At 65.5% G+C, this 22571-nt stretch carries 24 protein-coding genes; 18 read left to right on the top strand and 6 right to left on the bottom strand.

Annotated features, from left to right (window positions below; genetic code table 11):
* Nucleotides 1-5: 5 nt before the first annotated feature.
* Nucleotides 6-794, top strand: a complete 789-nt coding sequence (locus AC3WRC_RS04520) for a pyrroline-5-carboxylate reductase family protein (RefSeq protein WP_492303052.1) — start codon at nucleotides 6-8, stop codon at nucleotides 792-794.
* On the opposite strand, the gene AC3WRC_RS04515 is transcribed toward AC3WRC_RS04520, so the two are convergent.
* From AC3WRC_RS04515 to AC3WRC_RS04505, 3 genes are all read right to left on the bottom strand, one after another.
* On the bottom strand, nucleotides 791-1267 hold the full coding sequence (locus AC3WRC_RS04515; protein WP_492303051.1) for a hypothetical protein: 477 nt from the start codon (nucleotides 1265-1267) through the stop codon (nucleotides 791-793). The genes AC3WRC_RS04520 and AC3WRC_RS04515 overlap by 4 nt on opposite strands.
* Before the next feature lie 78 nt (nucleotides 1268-1345).
* A complete protein-coding gene (locus AC3WRC_RS04510) occupies nucleotides 1346-2719 on the bottom strand; it encodes an ATP-binding protein (protein WP_492303050.1) in 1374 nt (457 codons plus the stop codon).
* Between the two features lie 4 nt (nucleotides 2720-2723).
* Entirely contained in the window at nucleotides 2724-3455 is a 732-nt protein-coding gene (locus tag AC3WRC_RS04505) for a response regulator (protein ID WP_369814635.1), read from the bottom strand.
* 88 nt (nucleotides 3456-3543) lie between these two features.
* On the opposite strand from AC3WRC_RS04505, the gene AC3WRC_RS04500 reads away from it, so the two are divergent.
* Entirely contained in the window at nucleotides 3544-4422 is an 879-nt protein-coding gene (locus AC3WRC_RS04500; RefSeq protein ID WP_045810405.1) for a branched-chain amino acid aminotransferase, read from the top strand.
* A 133-nt stretch (nucleotides 4423-4555) separates the two neighbouring features.
* Nucleotides 4556-5827 carry a NupC/NupG family nucleoside CNT transporter gene (locus tag AC3WRC_RS04495; protein ID WP_039247069.1) on the top strand — a complete coding sequence of 424 codons (1272 nt, stop codon included), beginning with the start codon at nucleotides 4556-4558 and terminating at the stop codon, nucleotides 5825-5827.
* Between the two features lie 10 nt (nucleotides 5828-5837).
* On the opposite strand, the gene AC3WRC_RS04490 is transcribed toward AC3WRC_RS04495, so the two are convergent.
* On the bottom strand, nucleotides 5838-6269 hold the full coding sequence (locus AC3WRC_RS04490) for a PaaI family thioesterase (RefSeq protein WP_055754103.1): 432 nt from the start codon (nucleotides 6267-6269) through the stop codon (nucleotides 5838-5840).
* Between the two features lie 47 nt (nucleotides 6270-6316).
* Here AC3WRC_RS04490 and AC3WRC_RS04485 point away from each other — a divergent pair, with 47 nt between their 5' ends.
* From AC3WRC_RS04485 to AC3WRC_RS04415, 15 genes are all read left to right on the top strand, one after another.
* Complete coding sequence (locus AC3WRC_RS04485) at nucleotides 6317-6619, top strand: DUF3253 domain-containing protein (protein WP_055754104.1); 303 nt, start codon at nucleotides 6317-6319, stop codon at nucleotides 6617-6619.
* Nucleotides 6609-7250 (top strand): uracil-DNA glycosylase family protein, encoded by a 642-nt coding sequence (locus AC3WRC_RS04480; protein WP_055754105.1) that lies wholly within the window; start codon nucleotides 6609-6611, stop codon nucleotides 7248-7250. The genes AC3WRC_RS04485 and AC3WRC_RS04480 overlap by 11 nt, the downstream gene beginning before the upstream one ends.
* 16 nt (nucleotides 7251-7266) lie before the next feature.
* Nucleotides 7267-8292: an alpha/beta fold hydrolase gene (locus tag AC3WRC_RS04475; protein ID WP_492303049.1), complete on the top strand. Its 1026-nt coding sequence runs from the start codon at nucleotides 7267-7269 to the stop codon at nucleotides 8290-8292.
* Nucleotides 8293-8380: 88 nt separating this feature from the next.
* Complete coding sequence (gene fliF / locus AC3WRC_RS04470; protein WP_174085918.1) at nucleotides 8381-10021, top strand: flagellar basal-body MS-ring/collar protein FliF; 1641 nt, start codon at nucleotides 8381-8383, stop codon at nucleotides 10019-10021.
* Entirely contained in the window at nucleotides 10021-11055 is a 1035-nt protein-coding gene (gene fliG, locus AC3WRC_RS04465) for a flagellar motor switch protein FliG (RefSeq protein WP_055754108.1), read from the top strand. The genes fliF and fliG overlap by 1 nt, the downstream gene beginning before the upstream one ends.
* Nucleotide 11056: 1 nt before the next feature.
* Entirely contained in the window at nucleotides 11057-11719 is a 663-nt protein-coding gene (locus AC3WRC_RS04460) for a FliH/SctL family protein (protein ID WP_492303048.1), read from the top strand.
* Nucleotides 11719-12051 carry a flagellar motor switch protein FliN gene (gene fliN / locus AC3WRC_RS04455; RefSeq protein ID WP_039246916.1) on the top strand — a complete coding sequence of 111 codons (333 nt, stop codon included), beginning with the start codon at nucleotides 11719-11721 and terminating at the stop codon, nucleotides 12049-12051. Before AC3WRC_RS04460 ends, fliN begins: the two co-directional genes overlap by 1 nt.
* Before the next feature lie 36 nt (nucleotides 12052-12087).
* Nucleotides 12088-13500: a sigma-54-dependent transcriptional regulator FlbD gene (gene flbD, locus AC3WRC_RS04450; RefSeq protein ID WP_492303046.1), complete on the top strand. Its 1413-nt coding sequence runs from the start codon at nucleotides 12088-12090 to the stop codon at nucleotides 13498-13500.
* Between the two features lie 4 nt (nucleotides 13501-13504).
* Nucleotides 13505-14410, top strand: a complete 906-nt coding sequence (gene bla / locus AC3WRC_RS04445) for a class A beta-lactamase (RefSeq protein ID WP_492303045.1) — start codon at nucleotides 13505-13507, stop codon at nucleotides 14408-14410.
* Nucleotides 14411-14420: 10 nt separating this feature from the next.
* Nucleotides 14421-16520, top strand: a complete 2100-nt coding sequence (gene flhA, locus AC3WRC_RS04440; protein WP_091748308.1) for a flagellar biosynthesis protein FlhA — start codon at nucleotides 14421-14423, stop codon at nucleotides 16518-16520.
* A 579-nt stretch (nucleotides 16521-17099) separates the two neighbouring features.
* Nucleotides 17100-18581, top strand: a complete 1482-nt coding sequence (locus tag AC3WRC_RS04435) for a sensor histidine kinase (protein WP_492303044.1) — start codon at nucleotides 17100-17102, stop codon at nucleotides 18579-18581.
* Complete coding sequence (locus AC3WRC_RS04430) at nucleotides 18578-19000, top strand: response regulator (RefSeq protein ID WP_231868686.1); 423 nt, start codon at nucleotides 18578-18580, stop codon at nucleotides 18998-19000. The genes AC3WRC_RS04435 and AC3WRC_RS04430 overlap by 4 nt, the downstream gene beginning before the upstream one ends.
* Nucleotides 18997-20040: a sensor histidine kinase gene (locus tag AC3WRC_RS04425; protein WP_492303463.1), complete on the top strand. Its 1044-nt coding sequence runs from the start codon at nucleotides 18997-18999 to the stop codon at nucleotides 20038-20040. Before AC3WRC_RS04430 ends, AC3WRC_RS04425 begins: the two co-directional genes overlap by 4 nt.
* Before the next feature lie 14 nt (nucleotides 20041-20054).
* Nucleotides 20055-20498, top strand: a complete 444-nt coding sequence (locus AC3WRC_RS04420; RefSeq protein ID WP_055754116.1) for an NUDIX domain-containing protein — start codon at nucleotides 20055-20057, stop codon at nucleotides 20496-20498.
* A gap of 83 nt (nucleotides 20499-20581) precedes the next feature.
* Complete coding sequence (locus AC3WRC_RS04415) at nucleotides 20582-20761, top strand: CsbD family protein (RefSeq protein WP_055754117.1); 180 nt, start codon at nucleotides 20582-20584, stop codon at nucleotides 20759-20761.
* Nucleotides 20762-20829: 68 nt separating this feature from the next.
* Here the strand turns inward: AC3WRC_RS04415 and AC3WRC_RS04410 are convergent, their stop codons facing one another.
* Nucleotides 20830-21327 carry a hypothetical protein gene (locus tag AC3WRC_RS04410; protein WP_492303043.1) on the bottom strand — a complete coding sequence of 166 codons (498 nt, stop codon included), beginning with the start codon at nucleotides 21325-21327 and terminating at the stop codon, nucleotides 20830-20832.
* Between the two features lie 44 nt (nucleotides 21328-21371).
* On the bottom strand, nucleotides 21372-22550 hold the full coding sequence (locus AC3WRC_RS04405) for a vWA domain-containing protein (RefSeq protein ID WP_492303042.1): 1179 nt from the start codon (nucleotides 22548-22550) through the stop codon (nucleotides 21372-21374).
* Nucleotides 22551-22571 lie beyond the last annotated feature (21 nt).

The raw sequence follows: 22571 nt of genomic DNA, 5'->3' as shown, positions 1-22571 counted from the left end.
CATCTGTGCCGGGTCCCGTTGTTCTGGTCGGCTGCGGCCGGCTGGGCTCCGCCATTCTGGAAGGCTGGCTGCTGACCGAGACTGTGGCGGCGTCTGACCTGATCATTCTCACCCCCTCGGAAAAGCCGGCGGCCGAGACGGCGCGGGTCAAGGGCGCGCGGACCAATCCGCCGCTGGAGGTCCTGACCGAGGCGGCGGTAATCGTTCTGGCGGTCAAACCGGCGCTGTGGCGCGAGGTCATGGCTCCGCTGGCGCCGTTCCTGAATGACCGAGCCGTCATCCTGTCGGTCATGGCGGGCGTGACGGCGCCGACGCTGGCGGAAGGCGTAGGAGGCTGGCCCATCGTGCGGGTGATGCCGACGACCGGTGTGTCGCGCGGGCGCGGCGTGGCCTCTGTCTGGTCGGCGGACCCGCGAGCCGAGGACGTCGGGCGGGTGTTGTTCGAGCCGATGGCCGAGACGGTCGTGCTGGCCGACGAGGCGCTGATGGATGCGGCGACGGCGGTGGCCGGGTCGGGCGCGGCCTATTTCTACGCCTTTACCGAAGCGCTGGCCCGGGCCGGGGAGGCTGCGGGTCTGGATGCGGCGACGGCGGATGTGCTGGCGCGCGCGACCCTGAGGTCCGCAGCCAACTCCATGGGTGACGACGGGCTGGAGGCCCTGATCGGCCGCATCGCCTCGCCCGGCGGCTCGACCCGCGCCGGGCTTGACGCCATGGCGAAGGACGGCCGCCTGACGGCGATGCTGGACGAGACGGTCGCGGCGGCGGTCAGACGCAACCGCGAGATGGGCTAGAAGCGTCCGCGCTCGATCTGATCGCCGAAGCGCTCGAACGCGCGGTCGGCGTCGCGCCAGACGCTGTAGCCCCAGACGTCGTTGATGCTGGGCGTGAAGTAGGAATAGTCCACGGGCCGCGTCACCCCGTCCGCCATCACGATCTCGCCCTTGATGGCCGCGCCGCCGACGGACACGCTGCGGATCGGGTCGAGGCCCGGCGTCTGACGGACCTGTTCGAACGTCGGCCGGTTGGGCTTCAGATCGACCAGGACCAGATTGGCGGTGGCGCCTGGATAACGCTGGGCCAAGGCCTTTCCGACCTCGGCCTGAAGGCTGGCGATCTGTTCGTTGACCTCGCGGTGGCCGAGCTTTCCGACCTCGCGCTGAAGCTGCGGCCCGACCGTGACGTTCACCGTCGGCGCTTGAGCCTGAGCCATGGCGGCGACGGCGAGTGTCGCGGCCAAGGGTGCAAAGAAGGCGAGTTTACGCATCGAAATCATCTCCAAGCCCTGTCGCCTTCAAGATGACCCTTGCAGCGCCGTTCCGCCAGACCCTGCTGATGAAAGCTTTCAAACCTTAGCGGGCTCGGCGACGCTGACCGCGCCCGGGATGCGGATCGTCGCTTTCAACCCGCCCAGTTCGCTGCGATCCAGGGTGACGTCGCCACCGTGGCCGCGCGCCACATCGCGCGCGATGGCGAGGCCCAGACCGACGCCCTTGCGGTTCTGGTTGCGAGAGTCGTCCAGGCGCGAGAAGGGCCGGAAGGCCTCGTCATACATGGCCTCGGGGATGCCGGGACCGTCGTCCTCGACGATGATCTCCAGCCCGCCTGACGCCAGGGCGCGGCCCGACAGCCGCACATGCTCGCCGTGCGAGGCGGCATTGCCGGCCAGGTTTACCAGGGCGCGCTTGAAGGCGAGGGGGCGAACCGAGGCCGTCAGCCCGTCGGCGACCACCACCTCGACCTCGGCGCCAGCACGTTTTGCATCCTCGCCGGCCGCGTTCAACAGGTCGGAAATCGACACCGGCTTGGGTGGTTCGCCCGCTTCGCCACGGGCGAAGTCGAGGTATTCGTCGATCATATGCTCCATCTCGTCCAGGTCGCCCCGCATGGCGGACTGGCGCTTGAAAGGTGGAGCAAGAGCCAGTTCGAGGCGCAGACGGGTCAGGGGCGTGCGCAGATCGTGGCTGACCGAGGCGAGCAGGGCGGTGCGTTGATCGATGTGGCGCTGAATCCGGTCTCGCATGGCCATGAAGGCGACGGCGGCGGCGCGGACCTCGCGCGCGCCGTGCGGCTTGAACCGGGGCACGGTTTCGCCGCGCCCGAAGGCTTCGGCCGCGTCGGCCAGACGCTCGATGGCGCGGACCTGATTGCGGATGAAAAGGATGGCCACGCCCATCAACAGAACGGTCGCCACCGCCAGCCACAGGACGAAGATATGGGCCTGGGTCGCCACCGCGCGCTCGCGTGGGGCGATGATGCGCAGCACCCCTTGCGGCTCCTGCACCTGGATGTCGACGTAGGCGGGATAGCGGGTGGTGTCGAACCAGTAGGGGCGGTCCAGACGCGCATCCAAGGCCTTGTCCAGCACCCGGTCCACCACGCCGATGGCGCCGCGGCGTTCTTCCGTCGGAAGGGTGCGCCCGTCCTGAAGCACGATGGACAGGGACATGGACCGTTCGGCGCGATTGGCCAGCTTGTCCAGGTTCGCCGGGCTGGGGTCGTCCTCATAGCTCTCGACGGCCCAGGCGATGTCGCCGGCCAGGCCTTCGGACAGGCGCGCGGTCACCGTCTGCCAGTGAGCGTCGAAGAAGACCCACGTCACCGCCATCTGCATGACCAGCACCGGCAGGACGATAATCAGCAGCGACCGGCCCCATAGCGAGGTCGGCAGGCGCCGCTTCAGAAAGCGCGGCCACAGATAGGCGGGCAGAAGCCGCATCGGCTCAGTCGGGAGCCAGCATATAGCCGACGCCGCGCACCGTCTGGAGATAGCGCGGGTTCTTGGGATCGACCTCCAGCTTGCGGCGCAGACGGGTGACCTGGACGTCCACGGCGCGTCCGGTGATGTCGGCGGTATCCGGCGACAGGCTCATCCGCTCGACCGGCGCGTGGGCGTGAAGCGCCAGGGTCTTGAGCAACTGGGCCTCCGCCTCGGTCAGACGCTGGGGCGCGCCGTCACGGCTCAACTCCAGCCGTTCCATGTCGAAGACGGCGGTGCCCAGCTTGATTTCCTTGGGACCGATCGGCTTGCCGCCGGTGCGGCGCAGGATGGCGTCGATGCGCAGCACCAGTTCGCGCGGTTCGAAGGGCTTGGACATATAGTCGTCGGCGCCGCGCGACAGACCCTCGATCCGGTCCTCGGGATCGCCGCGCGCGGTCAGCAGCAGGACCGGCGTCTTGGACAGCTCGGCTTTGTTGCGGACCCAGCTGGTCAAGTCCAGGCCGCTTTCGCCCGGCATCATGACGTCCAGCACGACCAGATCGAACTCGATCAGCTCCATCATCCGCTTGGCGGCGGCCGCGTGCGCGGCGCCCGTCACGCGGTAGCCTTCGCGCGCCAGGAATTCCTTCAGCAGTTCGCGGATGCGATCGTCGTCGTCGACAATCAGCAGATGGCGGCCGACGCCGGGGCCGGCGATGGGGCCTGAGCGGCCATGCGAACGCGATTCCGTCATGCTCATGCGACGTTTCCCCCGCTTGCGGCGTTGACCTGAGCGATTCGTGCGGCTCTAAGACCGTCAGTTTCGCGGGAGACGTATTTCAATGGCCTTCGTTCCTTTCGACGATCGTGACGGCTTCATCTGGGTGAATGGCGATTTCGTCCCCTGGAGGGAAGCGAAAACGCACGTTCTGACCCATGCCCTTCACTATGGCTCGTCGGTCTTTGAGGGTGAGCGTATGTACGGCGGCGAAATCTTCAAGCTGACGCAACATTCCGAGCGCCTGAAGCGGTCCGCCAACCTGCTCGATTTCGAGATACCCTACAGCGTCGCTGAAATCGACGCCTTCTGTAAGGAAACCTGCGCCAAGAACGGTCTGACGGACTGCTATGTGCGTCCCGTCGCCTACCTCGGCCCGGAACAGACCAGCGTCTCGGCCCTGAACAACAAGGTTCACCTGGCGATCGCCGTGTGGGACTGGCCCAGCTATTTCGACCCCGAGGTCAAGGCGCGCGGCCTGCGTCTGGAATGGTCCAAGTGGCGTCGTCCCGATCCGGCGACGGCCCCGACGACGGCCAAGGCGGCGGGTCTGTACATGATCTGCACCATGTCCAAGAACGCCGCCGAGCGCCGCGGTTTCGCCGACGCCCTGATGCTGGACTGGCGCGGTTATGTCGCCGAGGCGACCGGCGCCAACGTCTTCTTCGTCAAGGACGGCGTCATCCACACGCCGAATGTCGAGCACATTCTGGACGGCATCACCCGCCAGACCGTGATCGAGATCGCCCGCGAGAAAGGCATCGAGGTTGTGGTGCGCGAGATCAAGCCGGAAGAGCTGTCAGACTTCACCGAATGCTTCCTGACCGGCACGGCCGTTGAGGTGACCCCGGTCGCCGAGGTGGGCGAATACCGCTTCACCCCCGGCGCCCTGTCGCTGGATCTGATGGATCACTACGGCAAGCTGGTGCGCGGCCAACTGTAAGCCGAGGCGCGACGACAGGAGGAGGGCGGTCCCTTAAGGGGCCGCCCTTTTTCGTTTCGCTTGCCAGCCGCGTCACTTTGTCCTTGAAGCGAATACAGACCGGCAGGCGCGCCGGGTGCGGGGATCGTTTTCCATGTTCAGCCTCCTGAACCTCCAGAGCCTTCTGGGTCTGGTCGTCATCGTCGCGGTCTGCTGGGCGATCTCGGAGAACCGCAAGGCCTTCCCCTGGCGGCTGACCATCGGCGCGATCCTGGTGCAGGCGGGGCTGGTGCTGGCCCTGTTCGCCATTCCGGGCTCGCAGGCGGTGCTGGCGGCGGTGACGGGCGCGGTGGACGGTCTTGCGGTCGCCACGACCGAGGGGACCAAGTTCGTCTTCGGCTATCTGGCCGGCGGGGACCAACCCTATACGGTCTCGAACCAGGGCGCGCTTTTCACCTTCGCCTTCCAGGTTCTGCCGCTGATCCTGGTGATTTCCGCCCTGTCGGCCCTGCTTTGGCATTGGAAGATCCTGAAGTGGATCACCCTGGGCTTCGGCTTCCTGTTCCAGAAGACGATGGGTCTGGGCGGCGCCTCGGCCCTGGCGGTCGCGGCCAACATCTTCCTGGGCATGATCGAAAGCCCGATCGTGATCCGCGCCTATCTGGACAAGCTGACGCGGTCCGAGATCTTTTTGATGATGGTGGTGGGCCTGGCGACGGTCGCCGGCTCGACCATGGTGGCTTATGCGACGATCCTGTCGCCGGTGCTGCCCAATGCGGCGGGTCACGTGCTGGTGGCCTCGATCGTGTCGGCGCCGGCCGGCGTGCTGCTGGCGCGGATCATCATCCCCGAGAAAGAAGGGATGGGCGGCGCCGTCGCCGACTATGACTCGGCCCTGAAATACGACAGCGCCATCGACGCCATCGTCAAAGGGACGTCCGACGGCCTGATGGTCGTGCTGAACATTTCGGCCGTGCTGATCGTGTTCGTGGCGCTGGTCGCCCTGGTCAATGTTATGCTGGGCGGGTTCGTGGTGTTCGATGCGCCCCTGACCGTCGAGCGGATGCTGGGCTGGATTTTCGCGCCTGTCGCCTGGCTGATCGGGGTGGAGTGGAAGGACGCCGATGTCGCCGGCTGGCTGCTGGGCGTCAAACTGACCCTGACCGAGTTCGTCGCCTTCATCGACCTGGGCAAGGTGCCGGCCGCCGAGATGACCGAGCGCACGCGGATGCTGATGACCTACGCCCTGTGCGGCTTCGCCAATATCGGCTCGGTCGGCATCACCGTGACCGGCCTTTCGGTCCTGATGCCCGAACGCCGCGAAGAGGTGCTGGGCATGGTCTGGAAGGGCCTGTTCGCCGGTTTCCTCGCCACCTTGATGACCGCGGCCATCGTCGGCGCCATGCCGAGCGTCGTTTTCGGCTAGGGCGCGCGTCTCACCGAGGCGTGAACTTGCGGATGACGCCGGAGAAGGTCATCAGCAGGCGGTCGCCGGTGTTGATCTGGCCGCGCACGAAGATCAGGCTCTTGCCCGCCTTGGTGACTTGGCCGGTGGCCTCGATCAGTTCGCCGACATAGCCGCCGTCGATGAAGGTTGAGTCCAGCTGGACCGTGACGCCCGAGGCGCCCTCCATCTCCTGATAGGCGATCTGGAACATTGCGATGTCGGCGAAGGTCATCAGGCAGCCGCCGTGCATCCGTCCGCCTGCGTTCATATGCTTCTGCTCGGCGCGGAAGGCGCAGCGCATGTGCCCATCGGGATCCGGCTTGCCGTAGAAGGGGCCGACCACCGTGTCGAAGGTGTCGTGCAGATCGTAGGTCTGCCAGCCGGCGAACTCGCCCTCGGTGATGGTGATTTTCTTGGGCATGCAGACTCGGCCTTACTTATGGGCGTGCGTTGCAGCATATAGGCGCAATGAGCGACCCGATCGAAACCGCAATCCTGAACAAAATCGCCGCGCTTGAGGCCGGCAAGAGCATTGAGCCCGCGGAAGTGGCCAAAGAGCTACAGCCCGAGCAATGGCAGCGCATGCTGCCCAAGGTCCGCGCGACCGCTTTGGGCCTGATGCGCCAGGGCAAGCTGACCATCATCAAGAAGGGCAAGGCGGTCGATCCGGACAATTTCCGCGGCGTCACGCGCCTGCGCCAGGCGACCGAGGAAGAAACGGCCCTGGCGCTGAGCCGCCGTCCGCCGGTCGTCGAGGGCGATGACGACTGATCTCCAGGATATCCTGAACGACATCCGCGCCTGTCGCGCCTGCGCGGGCGTCCTGCCGCACACGCCGCGCCCGGTGGTGCGGGTCTTTCCCGAGACGCGGCTGCTGATCTGCGGCCAGGCGCCGGGACGACGGGTCCATGAGAGCGGCCTGCCGTTCACGGATCCCTCGGGCGATCGTCTTCGTGACTGGATGGGCGTGGACTATGAGACCTTCTACGCCGACCCGCGCATCGGGGTCGCGGCCCAGGCCTTTTGCTATCCGGGCACTGCGCCAAAGGGCGGCGACTATCCACCGCCGACACGCTGTGCGGAACTGTGGCGACCGCAGTTGCTGGACGCCCTGCCACAGATGGAACTGACCCTGCTGGTCGGCGGCTATGCCCAGGCGTGGGCGCTGGGCGATGACGCCAAGCGGACCATGACCGAAACGATTAGGGCGTGGCGGGAGTATGCACCGGATCTGCTGGTGCTGCCGCATCCGTCGTGGCGCAATACGGCCTGGCTGAAGAAGAATCCGTGGTTCGAGGCGGAGGTGCTTCCCTATCTCCGGGAACGGGTTCAGCGCATTCTGACTTCTGCAAATCCGGCGGCCATTCGCTCCAGCGAGAAGGACACGCCGGTGGTATCATGAGCGCTGCTTGGGACACATGGCCTTGATCGCCTCCAGACTTATGCCGCTGACCGCCGCGCTCATTCTGTCGGCCTGCGCCGCACCCCACATTCAGCCGCCGTTGACGCCGCCGCCGGGCTTTGTCGGCGCCCATGTCGAGGATCGGGCGCTGGTCATGTCGGACGGCGCGCGCCTGCCGTATCTGCATTGGGGGCCAAAGGATGGGGCGCCTTGGGCGGTGATCGTGGCCCTGCATGGGATGAACGATCACGACGCCAGCTTCCGCTTGGCCGGCCCTTGGTGGGCCGAGCAGGGTATCGAGATCTGGTCCTACGACCAGCGTGGCTTCGGCGGGGCGCCGGGGCGGGGCGAATGGGCCGGGCAGCAGCGGATGACGGATGATCTGCGCGAGATCACCGCGATGGCGCGGGCCCGCTATCCCAATGCCGTCATCGCTGTGGTGGGCGAGAGTATGGGAGGGTCGGTGACGGCGGCGGCGTTCGGCTCCGACAATCCGCCGGATGCGGACCGGATCGTGCTGCTGGCGCCCGGCGTATGGGGCTGGTCGACGCAAGGACCGTTGAACAGCACGGCGCTGAACATCGCAGCTCGAGCGCTGGGCGACGTGGCGCTGGAGCCGCCGGAGTTCATCACGCGCGACATCCACGCCTCTTCGAATACATTGGAGCTGATCCGCAACGGGCGCGATCCGATGAGCATCCTCGCGACGCGGTTCGACACCGTCTATGGGCTGGTCGATCTGATGGAGGCCTCATCGCGCAGCCTGGGCCGCATTCGGGGCGACGCCATCCTGATGTACGGCGCCCACGACGAGGTGGTGAAGAAGGGGCCGATGAAGGCAGCGCTTGAGCGGGCCGAGCGGGAGGGCGGAACGCTGCGGACCGCCTGGTATCCGAACGGCTGGCATCTGCTGAACCGCGATCTGGACGCCGAGATCGTCTATCGCGACGTCGTCTCGTGGTTGAGAGACCCGACAGCCCCCCTGCCGTCCGGTGCGCCGGCGGTTTTGCCGCAGCTTCAGGCGGGCGGGGCGCGCCCTTAAGCGGGTCTTAACGCGACGTTTACCATCCAGGCGGCATTTTCTGCCTAGCGGGGCGTTCGTGTCTCCCGCGAGTAGGGGGCGGGGACGCGTGGGCGGCTTCACAGCGGCGTTGCAGAAGTTCGGGATCGGCCGTCTGGCTGCGGTCCTCGGCGTCGCCGCAGGCGTGGCCGCCGTGCTGGTCGCCATCATGCTGCGCATGGGCCAAGCGCCCGACGCGCTTCTCTATTCCAACCTGGATCTGCGCGAGGCCAGCGAGATAAGCGCCGCCCTGGATCAGGCCGGCATCAAATATTCGTCCAAGGGCGACGGTTCGACCATCATGGTCAACCGCGACGAAGTCGGCACGGCGCGGATGCTGGTCGCGGGCAAGGGTTTGGTCACGTCCGGATCGGTTGGTTACGAGCTGTTCGACAGCCAGTCGGTGCTGGGCCAGACCGAGTTCCAGCAACAGTTGAACGAACAGCGCGCCCTGCAGGGCGAACTGTCGCGCACCATCATGTCCATGCGCGGCATCACCGCCGCCCGCGTCCACATCACCATGCCGCGCCGCGAGATGTTCACCTCGGCCGCCGGCGAACCGACCGCCGCCGTTCTGGTGGGCCTGGGCGGGCGTGACCTGACCAGCGACCAAGTGCGGGCGATCCGCAACCTGGTAGCCTCGTCCGTGCCGAACCTGAAGCCCGACCGCGTCACCGTCGCGGACCAAACGAACCGCACCCTGGCGGCCGGCAGCGACGACGGAACCTTCACCTCGGCTTCCGCCGCCGAGGCCAAGGGCAATACCGAGAGCCAGCTTCAGGCGCGCATCAAGGACATCGTCGAAGGCGTCGTGGGCGCCGGCGCCGCCCGTGTTCAGGTCACGGCCGACATCGATCAGAGCCGCGCCACGACCCAGGAAGAGAAGTTCGATCCCGACGGTCAGGTCGTCCGCTCGACGACGACCAACGGCTCGCAATCCGCAGACAACAGCGCCCAGCCTGACGGCGGCGTGACCGCGACGAACAACATCCCCGGCGGGGCTGCGCCCGGCGCGACGCCGGCCGGTTCGACCAACTCGGAAAACGCCGAGACGACCAACTACGAAATCTCCAAGACCACCACGACCACGACCAAGGAGCCGGGCGAGGTCAAGAAGCTGGCCGTCGCCGTCGCGGTCGACGGCAAGTGGACGCCGGCCAAGGACGGCAAGGGCGAGCCGACCTATGCGCCGCGCACGGCCGAGGAGATCGCCCAGATCAAGTCGCTGGTCGCCGCCGCCGCCGGCATCGACGAGACACGCGGCGACAAGATCGAAGTGATCAACGTCCGCTTCAACCACGACACGGGCATTGAGGGCGGTCTGGACGGCAAGTCGTCGCTGCTGGACTTCTCCAAGAACGACATCATGCGTTTCGTCGAGCTGGGCATTCTGACGGTCGTCGCCTTGCTGCTGATCTTCTTCGTGCTGCGTCCTCTGCTGAAGACGGCCGCCGGTGGCGGGGCCAATCTGCCGGCGCTGGCGGGCGCCAACGGCGTGCCGGTCACGACCGTGGCGACCACGGTGATCGGCCCGGACGGCCAGCCTCAGCTGGTTCAGCTGCCGGCGCCCAGCGAGATGGAACAGAAGATCGACATCGCCCGCATCGAGGGTCAGGTGAAGGCGTCGTCGGTCAAGAAGGTCGCCGACTTCGTTCAGTCGCATCCCGATGACGCGGCCGGCATCCTGCGGACCTGGGTGGCCGAAGGCTGATGGCGAAGCTGGTCAACAAGAAAGCCTCGATCGACGATCCCAACAAGCTGTCGGGGCCGGAGAAGGCCGCCGTCATCCTGCTGGCGCTGGGCGAAGAGCACACCGCCCTGTGGGAGCGGCTGGACGACGACGAGGTCAAGGAAATCTCCCAGGCCATGGCGACCCTGGGCAACGTCAGCGCCGAGGCCGTCGAGGCCCTGATGATCGAGTTCGTCTCGGGCCTGTCCGGCTCCGGGGCCGTGATGGGCAGCTATGAGCAGACGCAAAAGCTGCTGGCCGCCTTCCTGCCCAAGGATCGTGTCGACGGCCTGATGGAGGAAATCCGGGGTCCGGCCGGCCGGACCATGTGGGACAAGCTGGGCAATGTGAACGAGGCCGTTCTCGCCAACTATCTGAAAAACGAGTACCCCCAGACCGTCGCCGTGATCCTGTCCAAGGTGCGCTCGGACCACGCCGCCCGCGTCCTGACCAGCCTGCCGGAAGACTTCGCCCTGGAATGCGTCCAGCGGATGCTGCGCATGGAGCCGGTGCAGCGCGAGATCTTGGACAAGATTGAGGCCACGCTGCGCACCGAGTTCATGTCGAACCTAGCGCGCACCTCCAAGCGCGACAGCCACGAAATGATGGCCGACATCTTCAACAGTTTCGATCGCCAGACCGAGGCCCGCTTCATCGGGGCTCTGGAAGAGCGCAATCGTGAATCGGCCGAACGCATCCGCGCCCTGATGTTCGTCTTCGAGGATCTGTCTAAGCTGGACCCGGGCGGGGTGCAGACCCTGCTGCGCGCCGTGGACAAGGATTCACTGGGTCTTGCGATGAAGGGCGCGTCCGAAGGTCTGCGCGAGATGTTCTTCTCCAACATGTCCGAACGCGCGTCCAAGATCATGCGCGAAGACATGGAGTCGATGGGGCCGGTGCGTCTGAAGGACGTGGACGCCGCTCAGATGGCCATGGTCCAGGTCGCCAAGGATCTGGCCGCCAAGGGCGACATCATGCTGGCCGGTCAGGGCGCCGACGACGAGTTGATCTACTGACATGACCCAGTCTCCAGAAATCCGGCGCCTCTTCGCCTTCGACACAGAGTTTGACGCGGACGGCACGGTCGTGCGTCCCGGCGCCTGGACGCCGGCCAAGCGCTCCTATCTGCCGGCCGAGGTCGAGGCCCTGGTCGCCCAGGGGCGTCTGGAAGCGCGCGAACAGGCGCTCAGCGAGGTTGAGAACATCCGCGCCATGGCCCTGAGCAACATCGCCCAGGCTGTGGCCTCGGCCATGCCGACCCTGAAGGCTGTGGCCCAGGCGCACCGCGAACAGGCCGCTGACCTGGCCCTGGCTGCTGCGCGCACCATCGCAGGGGCCGCTCTGGACCGGTTTCCGCATGCGCCGCTGAAAGCCGCTTTGGAACTGTTGGCGCAGGAGATCGACGCCTCGCCACGCCTGGTCGTTCGCGCCTCGGGCCTGGATGACGAGGCGCGCGGCCTGATCGAGCGCGCCTGCGCCGACAGCGGCTTTACCGGCGTGGTCGCCTTCCGCGATGAACCGGGCATGGCCCAGGCCGCCTTCCAGCTGGAATGGGCCGACGGGCGCGCTGATCACGATCCGCAAGGCTCGGCCGACCGCGTCGCTGAGGCCCTGACCGCCGCCCTGGCCGCCGAGGCCGGACACGCCGAAACCCTTCCCGTCGACAGGAGCATGTTCTGATGGCATCCGACGACCTGGCGCTGGAGGAATTCTCCGGCCTTTCGGGCCTGCCGCCCCTCGACGACAGCGGCGAAAAGAGCGCCGCCGACCTGGCGACCGTCTTCGACGTGCCGGTCAATATCTCGGCCGTTCTGGGCAAGTCCCACATGTCGGTGGCCCAGCTGCTGAAGCTGAACAAGGGCTCGGTGCTGGAGCTGGACCGCAAGGTCGGCGAGGCGATCGACATCTTCGTCAACAACCGCCTGATCGCGCGCGGCGAGGTCGTCGTCGTCGACGACCGGCTGGGCGTGACCATGACGGAAATCATCAAGACCGAGGATTCGGGCGCCTGATTGGCGACCGGCTTTAGAGATTAGAGGAGAAGAACGATGCGTCTTCTGGTGGTAGGCAGACTGAGCGGCCAGCTCGCTTCGGCGGTGAAGATGGCCATGGCGCACGGCGCCAAGGTCAATCACGTCGAGCGCGCCGACCAAGCGACCGAACAACTGCGCCGGGGGCAGGGCGCCGACCTGCTGATGGTCGACTATCAGCTGGACATCGCCGCCCTGATCGCCGCCAACGAGGCCGAGCGGATCACCATTCCGGTCGTGGCCTTCGGCGTCGACGCCGATGCGCGAGAGGCGGCCGCAGCTATCAAGGCCGGCGCCAAGGAATTCATTCCGCTTCCGCCCGACGCCGAACTGATCGCCGCTGTCCTGTCGGCCGTCGCCGACGACGAAAAGCCGATGATCTCGGCCGACCCGTCGATGAAGGCGGTGCTGCAACTGGCCGACCAGGTCGCGCGCTCGGAAGCCTCGATCCTGATCACCGGCGAAAGCGGCGTCGGCAAGGAGGTGATGGCGCGGTATCTGCACGAGCACTCGCGCCGGTCCGAGCGCCCCTTCATCACCGTCAACTGCGCCGCCATTCCCGACAACCTGCTGGAGTCCGAACTGTTCGGCCACGAGAAGGGCGCCTTCACCGGCGCCGTCGCGCGCCGCATCGGCAAGTTCGAAGAGGCTGACGGCGGCACGCTTCTGCTGGACGAAATCTCCGAGATGGACGCCCGGCTCCAGGCCAAGCTGCTGCGCGCCATCCAGGAGCGCGTCATCGACCGCGTCGGCGGCTCCAAGCCGGTCTCTGTAAACATCCGCATCATCGCCACCTCGAACCGCGATCTGGCCAAGGCCGTGGCGGAAGGCACCTTCCGTGAGGACCTGCTGTATCGCCTGAACGTGGTGAACCTGCGCCTGCCGTCCTTGCGCGAGCGGCCCGGCGACATCGTGGTTCTGGCCGACCACTTCATCAAGAAATACGCCGCCGCCAACGGTGTGCCGGTGCGTCCGATCTCGGCCGCAGCGCGTCAGGCCATTTCGGCCCATCGCTGGCCAGGCAACGTCCGCGAGCTGGAAAACGCCATGCACCGCGCGGTGCTGCTGGCGACCGGCCCTGAGATCGACGTCGACGCCATCCGCCTGCCGGACGGTCAGCCGCTGGGCGGCATGGGCGCAGGCATGATGGCGGGACAGGCCTATGAGGCGCCGCAAGCCGGAGTGGCTGCGCGTGCCGCCCAGGCAGCCGACGCCGTGACCCGCAGCTTCGTGGGTCAGACCGTGGCGGCGATGGAAAAGACGCTGATCCTGGACACCCTGACGCACTGCCTCGGCAATCGCACCCATGCGGCCAACATCCTGGGCATCTCGATCCGCACTCTGCGCAACAAGTTGAACGAATACGCCGATGAGGGCACGGCCATTCCGGCGCCGATGAGCGGCGTCTCCGCCTCGGGCTACGCGGCCTGAACCCATGCGCGCACCCGTGGAGCGCCGATGCGTCCTGACGGGGCTGGCCGCCTTGAGCGCGGTCGGCTGTTCGCCGCGCGCGGAATCACGCCCTGCCGCGCCCGCCCCTCTGTCAGACGAGGTTATTGACCTGTCCGACCTGGAAGCGCGCAATGGCGGCCGTCTCGGCTTCGTCGTTCAGGACGCGGCGACAGGGCGTAAGCTGGTTTGGCGCGGCGACGAACGCTTCGTCTATTGCTCGACCTTCAAGATGTATCTGGCCGCCGCGACCCTGTTGCGGGTGCAGGCCGGGCAGGAGCGACTTGATCGCCGCATCCCCATCACAGCGGCGGACATGATCAACCACGCTCCGGTGACCGAGCCCGCCGTTGGCGTCAGCCTGACGGTCGAGCAGTTGATGAAGGGCGCGGTGGAGGTCAGCGACAACCCCGCCGCCAATCTGCTGCTGAAGGCCATGGGCGGCCCGTCGGCGATGCAGATCTTCTATCGCGGCATCGGCGACGACAGCACTCGCTCGGACCGTTTCGAACCGGAGATGAACCGTCTGGACGGCGACAAGGACACGATCCTTCCCAACCAGTCGGTCGCCAATCTCCAACGATTGTTCCTTGATCCGGCCTCGCCCCTGACCGCAGCGTCGCGCGCCCTGTTGCTGCAGTGGATGACCGATACGCCCACGGGTCAGAATCGTCTTAGGGCTGGGACGCCTGCGAATTGGCGGGTGGCGCACAAGACGGGGACGGGGGGCTATGGGCCGACCAATGACATCGGCCTGTTGTATCCGCCGAACGGCCAACCCGTGATCGTCGCCGCCTATTACCACGCTGCCCGGGCGACATCGGACGACGCCAATGCGGCCGTCATCGCCGAGGCGACGCGTCGCTCGCTGAAGGCGTTGGGCCGTGACTGATACGCCGGTGATGATGAAGGACGGCATGGCGCGCCCGACGGGTCGCGACGTTCTGGGCTGGGTCAACCGCGGCGAAGTGCTGATGGCGGTCGGCGTGATCGGCGTGATCATGCTGCTGATCCTGCCGGTGCCCAAGTTCCTGCTGGATCTGCTGCTGGCCTTCTCGCTGGTGTCCAGCGTGCTGATCCTGATGACCGCCGTGATGATGAAGCGGCCGCTGGATTTCGCCATCTTCCCGACCGTGTTGCTGGTCTCGACCCTGTTCCGGCTGGGCCTGAACCTGGCGTCCACGCGCCTGATCCTGACCCACGGCCAGGAAGGTCACGATGCGGCGGGTCAGGTCATCAACGCCTTCGGTCAGCTGATGATGGGCGGCAACTTCATTATCGGGGTGATCATCTTTGCGATCATTCTGGTGGTGAACTTCGTCGTCATCACCAAGGGTTCGACCCGGATCGCGGAGGTGTCCGCCCGCTTCACCCTGGACTCCATGCCGGGCAAGCAGATGGCCATCGACGCCGATCTGTCCTCGGGCCTGATCACCGAGGACCAGGCCAAGCTGCGTCGCAAGGAGCTGGAGCAGGAATCGACCTTTTTCGGCGCCATGGACGGCGCCTCCAAGTTCGTGCGCGGCGACGCCGTCGCCGGGCTGATCATCACCTTCATCAACGCCATCGGCGGCATACTGATCGGCACGCTGCAACACGGCATGCCGGCGATGGAGGCCGCCAACACCTATGTCCAGCTGACCATCGGCGACGGTCTGGTGACGCAGGTGCCGGCCATCATCATCTCGATCGCCGCCGGCTTCCTGGTGTCCAAGGCGGGCGTCGAAGGCACGGCGGACAAGGCCATGGTCACCCAGTTGGCGACCAATCCCGTGTCGCTGGGCGTGGTGTCGGGCGCGGCAGGTCTGATCGGTCTGATCCCCGGGATGCCGCTGATCCCGTTCGCGGCCCTGGCCATCGGCTCGGGCTTCATGGCCTGGCGGCTGGGCCGCAATCGCTTGAAGCCTCAGCCGACAGAGGCGGAGATCGCGGCGGCGGCAGCGGCCGCAAAACCCAAGGAAGACGTCGAAGAGCCGATCGCCAATGTGCTCACCATTGACGAGGTGAAGATCGAACTCGGCTATTCGCTTCTCAGCCTGATCAACGACCTTGAAGGGCGGCGCCTGACCGATCAGATTCGCGCTCTGCGGCGGTCGCTGGCCCAGGAATACGGTTTCGTCATTCCCCAGGTGCGCATCCTCGACAATATGCGCCTGCCGACCCAGGGCTACGCCATCCGCATCAAGGAGATGGAGACGGGCGCGGGCGAAGTGCGGCTGGGCCACCTGATGGCGATGGACCCGGCAGGTCGCCAGGTCGAGCTTCCGGGCGAGCATATGCGCGAACCCGCCTTTGGTTTGCCGGCGACTTGGATCGAGGAAGGTCTGCGCGAGGAGGCGACGTTCCGGGGCTATACGCTGGTCGATCCGTCGACGGTCCTGACGACCCATCTGACCGAGATCCTGAAAGATAATATGGCCGATCTGCTGTCCTACGCAGAGGTGCAGAAGCTGCTGAAGGAACTGGGCGCCGAAGAGAAGAAGCTAGTCGAGGAACTGGTGCCCAGCGTGGTCACCGTCACAACGCTGCAGCGGGTGTTGCAGTCTCTGCTGCGCGAGAAGGTGTCGATCCGCGACCTGCCGGCGATCCTGGAAGGCTTGGCCGAGGCCGCGCCGCACAGTTCCAGCGTCACGACCTTGGTCGAACACGTTCGTGCGCGTCTGGGCCGTCAACTGTGCTGGCAGAACAAGGACGGCGAGGGCGCCCTGCCCATCGTCACCCTGTCGCCGGAATGGGAAAACGCCTTCGCCGAAAGCCTGATCGGCAATGGCGAGGACAAGCAGCTGGCGATGGCGCCGTCGCGCCTTCAGGACTTCATCCGCGCCGTTCGCGACACCTTCGAGCGGATCGCCATGACGGGCGAGAACCCCGTCCTGCTGACCGGCCCGATGACGCGGCCCTATGTGCGATCGATCATCGAACGCTTCCGCGGCCAGACCGTCGTAATGAGCCAGAACGAGATCCACCCCAAGGCCCGGTTGCGGACCCTGGGCCAAGTCTGAGATTAACTACTGTCGTGATTTTAACGGCTAGGGCTCGCCCCTGCACACGGAAGCGACGCGATCAGCCATCGCGGCGTCGCCTTCTGCCAAAGCAACGCCATGAGCGTCGTGGCAGCGCCCCAGATTTACGAGAACAGCCAGTCTCTCGGCTCTAGCCATTCGATCCCTACGCTCGCGGGCCGCAATGCTAGATGGCCAGTTTTGCAGAGCCAGCGCATTTAGTCGAACCCTATCCAGCGCTGCACTTCCAACGGGACTATATCCGAAAACCGGCTTTAGCGGCACTTGCGGCGGCGCTTCGCTTGGCATCGTGCCACCCGTCTGGGCCCAAGACGATCCAACAATTACGCCAGACAGGAGAAGGCCAACCAGAATATTTTTCATAAGTTGTGATCCTTACAATGTGCCGGTAGTAGTTCATGGATACTTTTGGTTGTCAAACAGGTCGTTTTTGTTGGTTTCGTCCTTGGTCAGAGGACTTATGGCCCTCTGGTTTGACTTCCATGCTTTCCAGCGCAGGGCTAAAGCGGAGCAATGAACGCTGCATCTCCACGTCGCCTCGCCAGCATAAAAGATTTCGTGCGTACGCCGTCGTTGGCCCGGTCCATGTCGGCGATGCTGGTCCTGGTGTTCGGGCTGCTGATTCTGGTCAATGCGACGACGTTCGTGATGATCCAGCGCACGGCGTCAGTGAACCGGACCATCGAACACGCCCAGCAGATGCGCCGGGCGGCGCGTACGACCTTGATCGCCATGCTGAACGCCGAGACGGCCCAACGCGGTTTCCTGTTGACCGGGCGCAGCGACTTCCTCGAACCCTATCGCAAGGCGCAGGCGGACATGGCGCCGGCCTTGGCCTTCCTGGACGAGGGGGCGGCGCTCGACCCGACCCTGAAGGCTACCGTCGATCCCATTCATCGCCTTGCCGATCGCAAATGGGCGGAGATGGAGCGCACCGTGTCGCTGGCCCAGCAGGGACGGATCGGTCAGTCGATCCAGTCCGTGCGCTCGGGCGAGGGCAAGCGCTACATGGACGAGTTGCGCGCGGCCGTGGACACGTTCGATGCTTTGAAATCCAAGCGGATCGAAGATCGACGGATCGCGTCGGAACGTTCTGGCGTTCTGACGGTGGTCATGAACGCCATCGCGGGGCTTCTGGTCCTCGTTCTGGCGCTGCTGTCGGCCTGGCTGGTGCGGCGTTACGTGGCCGAAATCCAATCCGCTCGCGCCACCCTGGACGCCGCCAACGCCAGCCTGGAGGACAAGGTTCGCGAACGCACCGGCGACCTGATGCGCGCCAACGAGGAAATCCAGCGCTTCGCCTATATCGTCAGCCACGACCTGCGCGCGCCGCTGGTCAACGTGATGGGCTACACCTCCGAACTGGAGCAGGCGGGCAAGATCGTCGACAAGGCGATCCACGAGGCGGAAAAGACGCGCGTGGTCGATCCCGAGATCGTCACAGCCGTGCGCGAGGAAATGCCCGAGGCCATCGGCTTCATCCGCGCCTCGACCGAGAAGATGGACCGGCTGATCAACGCCATCCTGAAGCTGTCGCGCGAAGGTCGCCGCAACCTGCTTCCAGAACCGCTGGACATGACGACGATGGCTCAGAACATCGCCAACAGCGTCCATCACCAGACCGAAGCCTCGGGCGCCCGCATCGATGTGCAGTCGCTGCCCGAAATCGAAAGCGACCGCATTTCGATGGAGCAGATCGTCGGGAATCTGATCGACAACGCCGTCAAATATCTGGACCATGACAGGCCGGGCGAAATCGTCGTGTCGGGCGAAGACGTGCCGGGCGGCTGGGTCGTCTACCGGGTCGCCGACAACGGCCGGGGCATCGCCCCGCGTGACCATGAACGGATCTTCGAGCTGTTCCGTCGCTCGGGAAAACAAGACCGTTCCGGCGAAGGTCTGGGGCTGGCGTTCGTCAGAAACAGCGTGCGCCGCCTGGGCGGCACCATCGACGTCGAGTCCGAACTGGGCAAAGGCTCGACTTTCCTGCTGAAATTCCCCAAACGACTGATCCTGTCTGAACCCGGAGGCGCGCTGTGACGCAACCCGTCAAAATCATCATGGTCGAAGACGACCACGGCCACGCCAAACTGATCGAAAAGAACATCCGCCGGGCCAACATCAACAACGAGATAAAGCATTTCGATGAGGGCGGTGCGGCGCTCGACTATCTGTTCAGCGACGAAATCCTCGCCAATGGCCCGCTGCTGATCCTGCTCGACCTCAACCTGCCCGATATGTCGGGCACGGACATTCTGGAAAAGGTGAAGGCCAACGACCGTCTGAAGCGGGCTCCGGTCGTGGTGCTGACGACCACGGACGACAAGGTCGAAATCCAGCGTTGCTACGACCTGGGCTGCAACGTCTACATCACCAAGCCGGTGGATTATGAGTCCTTCGCCGGCGCCATCCGTCAGTTGGGTCTGTTCCTGTCGGTGATCCAGGCGCCGGAGATCTGACGATCGACGCGTCCCAGCCCATCCGCCTGCTCTACATCGACGATGATCGGGGTCTGTCCCGACTGGTCGAGAAGGAACTGGGGCGTCACGGCTACGCCGTCACCTGCGCGCCGGATGGCGATGCGGGGCTAGCGCTGTTGCAGCAGGACGAGTTCGACGTCTGCGCGCTCGACCATTATATGCCGACGCGAGACGGGCTGGACGTCCTGCCGGACATTCTGGCCCTGACGGCGCCGCCGCCCGTCGTCTATGTGACGGGTGCGCAGGATGGGCGGATCGCCGTCGCGGCCCTTCGAGCGGGCGCGGCGGACTACGTGATCAAGGATGTCTCGGAGGACTTCACCTCCCTGTTGCGCTCGGCGCTCGAGGACGCCCTGTCGCGCCGTCGGCTGGAGCGCGAGAACGAACTGGCGCAGGAAGAAATCCGCCGAGCGCGCGATCGGGCCGAGGCCATGCTGCGCGAGGTCAACCACCGCGTCGGCAACTCGCTGCAACTGGTGTCCAGCTTCATGTCGTTGCAGATGCGCCACGTCACCGATCAGGGGGCGAAGGACGCGTTGCGCGAATCGCAGGCGCGGATCGAGGCCGTCGCCCATGTTCACCGCCGCCTCTACACGTCCGGCGACATGAGCCACGTGGCGATGGACGAATATCTGGTCGGGCTGATGGACGAACTGTCCAAGTCCATCGGACCGGACGAAGGATCACCCAAACTGACGCTCGACGCCGAGCCTCTGTCGGTCACCACCGATCAGGCCGTCTCCATCGGCGTCATCGTCACCGAACTGGTGACCAACGCCGTCAAATACGCCTATGCGCCGGGGCAGGGCGGCGAGATCCGCATCCATCTGCGTCGCGAAAACGAACATCGCGTGATGCTGACGGTCGAGGACGACGGCCCCGGCATGGGCGACGGCACGCCAAAGGGCACTGGTCTGGGCGCCAAGATCATTTCCGCCATGGCATCGGGTCTGCGGTCGGCGGTCGAGTTCGACGGCGCCCACAAGGGTGTGCGCGCCAGGTTGTCGTTCGACCTCTAGGGTCGGTTTTCATCATGTTGCAGTTCGGCGTTCGCAAACCCGCTTCGGATTATCGTCACCGCGCCACCGCGTTCGGCATCGTCGAGCGTGAGGGCCTGATCGCCTGCGTGCGCGTCGAGCGCGAGGCCGGTCCTTATTTCGACCTTCCCGGCGGCGGCGTGGATATGGAAGAAACCGAGGTCCAGGCCCTGATCCGCGAATTCGTCGAGGAAACCGGCCTGACGGTTACGCCGCTGAACCGCATCGCCGAGGCCAGCCAGTATTTCGTGCGGTCCACGCGCGAGCCGGTGAACAACGTCGGCGGCTTCTGGACAGCGACCGTGGCGGCGGAAAATCCCGATGCGAAATGCGAGGACGATCATACGCTGGTGTGGCTGGATCCGACCTTCGCCATCTCGCGCTTGCGTCACGATTCCCACGCCTGGGCTGTCGCCGTCTGGCTCCGCCGCCCAAGCTGAGCTTTACGGAACAGGCCCTCAGCGAAGTCGTTTATTTTTCGAACCGCAACGCCACGTCGCGGCGATGAAAACAGGAGATTTCCATGGCTGATCATGACCGTATCGAAGGCGCCGCCAAAAACATCGGCGGCAAGATCAAGGAAGGCGTCGGCAAGCTGACCGGCGACACCAAGATGCAAGCCGAAGGCAAGGCCGATCAGGTCGAAGGCAAGGTCCAGAACGCCGTTGGCGGCGCCAAGGACAGCCTGCGCGACAAGGCCTAAGCCTCGCTAGAAATGCGCGAAAATGCGAAGCGCCGTCCGGGAAAGCGGGCGGCGCTTTTCTGTGTCGATCAATCCTTGTCGCCCCACAGCGTCAGCGACAGACCCTTCTTGTCCGCTGCATCGACTGGGCGGCACTCGGAGCTGAACCCGCCCTCGACAGGACGCGGACGACAATCCATTTCGCGCAGACTCGAGGGCGCGGCCGCCGTGCGCGACTGCGGGCCGCACTGGACCGCATAGTCCGAGCCCGCGGCGCTGGCCCGGATCATCTGGCAGTTGCCGGCCATGCCGCTCGGGCGCAGAGCCTCGGGCAGGTCGGACCCCATGGCGATGGCGAGTTGTTCGCGCACCTCGGTCTGGCATTCGGCCATGGACTTCTGGCCGCGCACCAGCGGACTGCACCGTGCGCGCTCGAAGCCGAACGGATCGGCAAGGCCCCAGGCAGGTATGTTGTGCTCGGGCGGCGGCGCGGGCGCTTCAACGACCGCCTCCGGCGCGGGCGCATCCCACACGACGGTCGGCGCAGTCTGTTGGAGGATCAACAAGGCGAAGGCGGCGGCGATCATGGTCGGACCCTTCGTGAAGTTTCAGGCGGTCGCCTGAACGTCACCTACCTTGTCAGGGCGCGCATCGCTTTGTCGAGGCCTTCGAGCGTCAGCGGGAACATCCTCTGCTCCATCACCTCGCGCAACAGGCCGACGGAAGCGGTATAGTCCCAGTACCGCTCCTGGACGGGATTGAGCCAGACCGACTTCTCCCACTGCTGGCGCGCCCGCTTCATCCAGACGGCGCCGGCCTCTTCGTTCCAGTGCTCGACGGAGCCGCCGGGCATTGTGATCTCATAGGGGCTCATCGTCGCATCGCCGACGAAGATGGCGCGCCAATCGCCGGGGTATTTGTGCAGCAGATCCCACGTCGGGATCCGCTCGGTGTGGCGCCGGCGATTGTCCTTCCAGACGCCTTCGTAGAGGCAGTTGTGGAAGTAGAAGAACTCCAGGTTCTTGAACTCGGTCTTGGCAGCCGAGAACAGCTCCTCAACCAGCTTGATGTGACCGTCCATCGAACCGCCGATGTCGAGGAACAGCAGCACCTTGATGGTGTTGCGCCGCTCGGGCCGCATCTGGATGTCCAGCCAGCCCTGGCGCGCCGTGCCGTCGATGGTGCCGTCGATGTCCAGTTCCTCGGCCGCCCCCTCGCGCGCGAAACGGCGCAGGCGGCGCAAGGCCACCTTGATATTGCGCGTGCCCAGTTCGACCGTATCGTCCAGGTTCCTGAACTCGCGCTTCTCCCAGACCTTGACCGCCCGGCCGTGTTTGCCCGGCCCGCCGATGCGCACGCCTTCGGGATTGTAACCGCCGTGGCCGAAGGGGCTGGTGCCGCCCGTGCCGATCCATTTAGAGCCGCCGGAATGGCGCTCCTTCTGCTCTTCCAGCCGCTGCTTCAGCGTCTCCATCAGCTTGTCGAATCCGCCCAGCGCCTCGATCTGAGCCTTCTCCTCTTCGGTTAAGTATTTTTCGTTCAGCAGACGCAGCCAGTCCTCGGGAATGTCGGTGGCCAGGTCTTCGCCCGTTCCGACCGATTCGACGCCCTTGAACACCGTCCCGAACACCTGATCGAACCGATCATAGTGCTTCTCGTCCTTGACCAGCACGGCGCGCGACAGGTGATAAAAGGCCTCGACCTCGCGCTCCGCCACGTCGCGATCCATGGCCTCCATCAGATGGAGCCATTCCTTCATCGACACCGGAACCTTGGCGTCGCGCAGGGCGGTGAAGAAGGGCAGGAGCATGGCGGCACTATAGGACGGCGC

The sequence above is a fragment of the Brevundimonas sp. EU05-FHT14B07 genome (assembly GCF_058790795.1).
Note: the sequence above shows the minus strand (reverse complement) of the source record. Positions and strands in the feature narration are given on the sequence as shown.

Coding starts and splice junctions, on each gene's coding strand:
- AC3WRC_RS04515 (WP_492303051.1), bottom strand. CDS start 1,267: ATGCGTAAACTCGCCTTCTTTGCACCCTTGGCCGCGACACTCGCCGTC.
- AC3WRC_RS04510 (WP_492303050.1), bottom strand. CDS start 2,719: ATGCGGCTTCTGCCCGCCTATCTGTGGCCGCGCTTTCTGAAGCGGCGC.
- AC3WRC_RS04505 (WP_369814635.1), bottom strand. CDS start 3,455: ATGACGGAATCGCGTTCGCATGGCCGCTCAGGCCCCATCGCCGGCCCC.
- AC3WRC_RS04500 (WP_045810405.1), top strand. CDS start 3,544: ATGGCCTTCGTTCCTTTCGACGATCGTGACGGCTTCATCTGGGTGAAT.
- AC3WRC_RS04495 (WP_039247069.1), top strand. CDS start 4,556: ATGTTCAGCCTCCTGAACCTCCAGAGCCTTCTGGGTCTGGTCGTCATC.
- AC3WRC_RS04490 (WP_055754103.1), bottom strand. CDS start 6,269: ATGCCCAAGAAAATCACCATCACCGAGGGCGAGTTCGCCGGCTGGCAG.
- AC3WRC_RS04485 (WP_055754104.1), top strand. CDS start 6,317: ATGAGCGACCCGATCGAAACCGCAATCCTGAACAAAATCGCCGCGCTT.
- AC3WRC_RS04480 (WP_055754105.1), top strand. CDS start 6,609: ATGACGACTGATCTCCAGGATATCCTGAACGACATCCGCGCCTGTCGC.
- AC3WRC_RS04475 (WP_492303049.1), top strand. CDS start 7,267: ATGGCCTTGATCGCCTCCAGACTTATGCCGCTGACCGCCGCGCTCATT.
- fliG (WP_055754108.1), top strand. CDS start 10,021: ATGGCGAAGCTGGTCAACAAGAAAGCCTCGATCGACGATCCCAACAAG.
- AC3WRC_RS04460 (WP_492303048.1), top strand. CDS start 11,057: ATGACCCAGTCTCCAGAAATCCGGCGCCTCTTCGCCTTCGACACAGAG.
- fliN (WP_039246916.1), top strand. CDS start 11,719: ATGGCATCCGACGACCTGGCGCTGGAGGAATTCTCCGGCCTTTCGGGC.
- flbD (WP_492303046.1), top strand. CDS start 12,088: ATGCGTCTTCTGGTGGTAGGCAGACTGAGCGGCCAGCTCGCTTCGGCG.
- bla (WP_492303045.1), top strand. CDS start 13,505: ATGCGCGCACCCGTGGAGCGCCGATGCGTCCTGACGGGGCTGGCCGCC.
- flhA (WP_091748308.1), top strand. CDS start 14,421: ATGATGAAGGACGGCATGGCGCGCCCGACGGGTCGCGACGTTCTGGGC.
- AC3WRC_RS04420 (WP_055754116.1), top strand. CDS start 20,055: ATGTTGCAGTTCGGCGTTCGCAAACCCGCTTCGGATTATCGTCACCGC.
- AC3WRC_RS04415 (WP_055754117.1), top strand. CDS start 20,582: ATGGCTGATCATGACCGTATCGAAGGCGCCGCCAAAAACATCGGCGGC.
- AC3WRC_RS04410 (WP_492303043.1), bottom strand. CDS start 21,327: ATGATCGCCGCCGCCTTCGCCTTGTTGATCCTCCAACAGACTGCGCCG.
- AC3WRC_RS04405 (WP_492303042.1), bottom strand. CDS start 22,550: ATGCTCCTGCCCTTCTTCACCGCCCTGCGCGACGCCAAGGTTCCGGTG.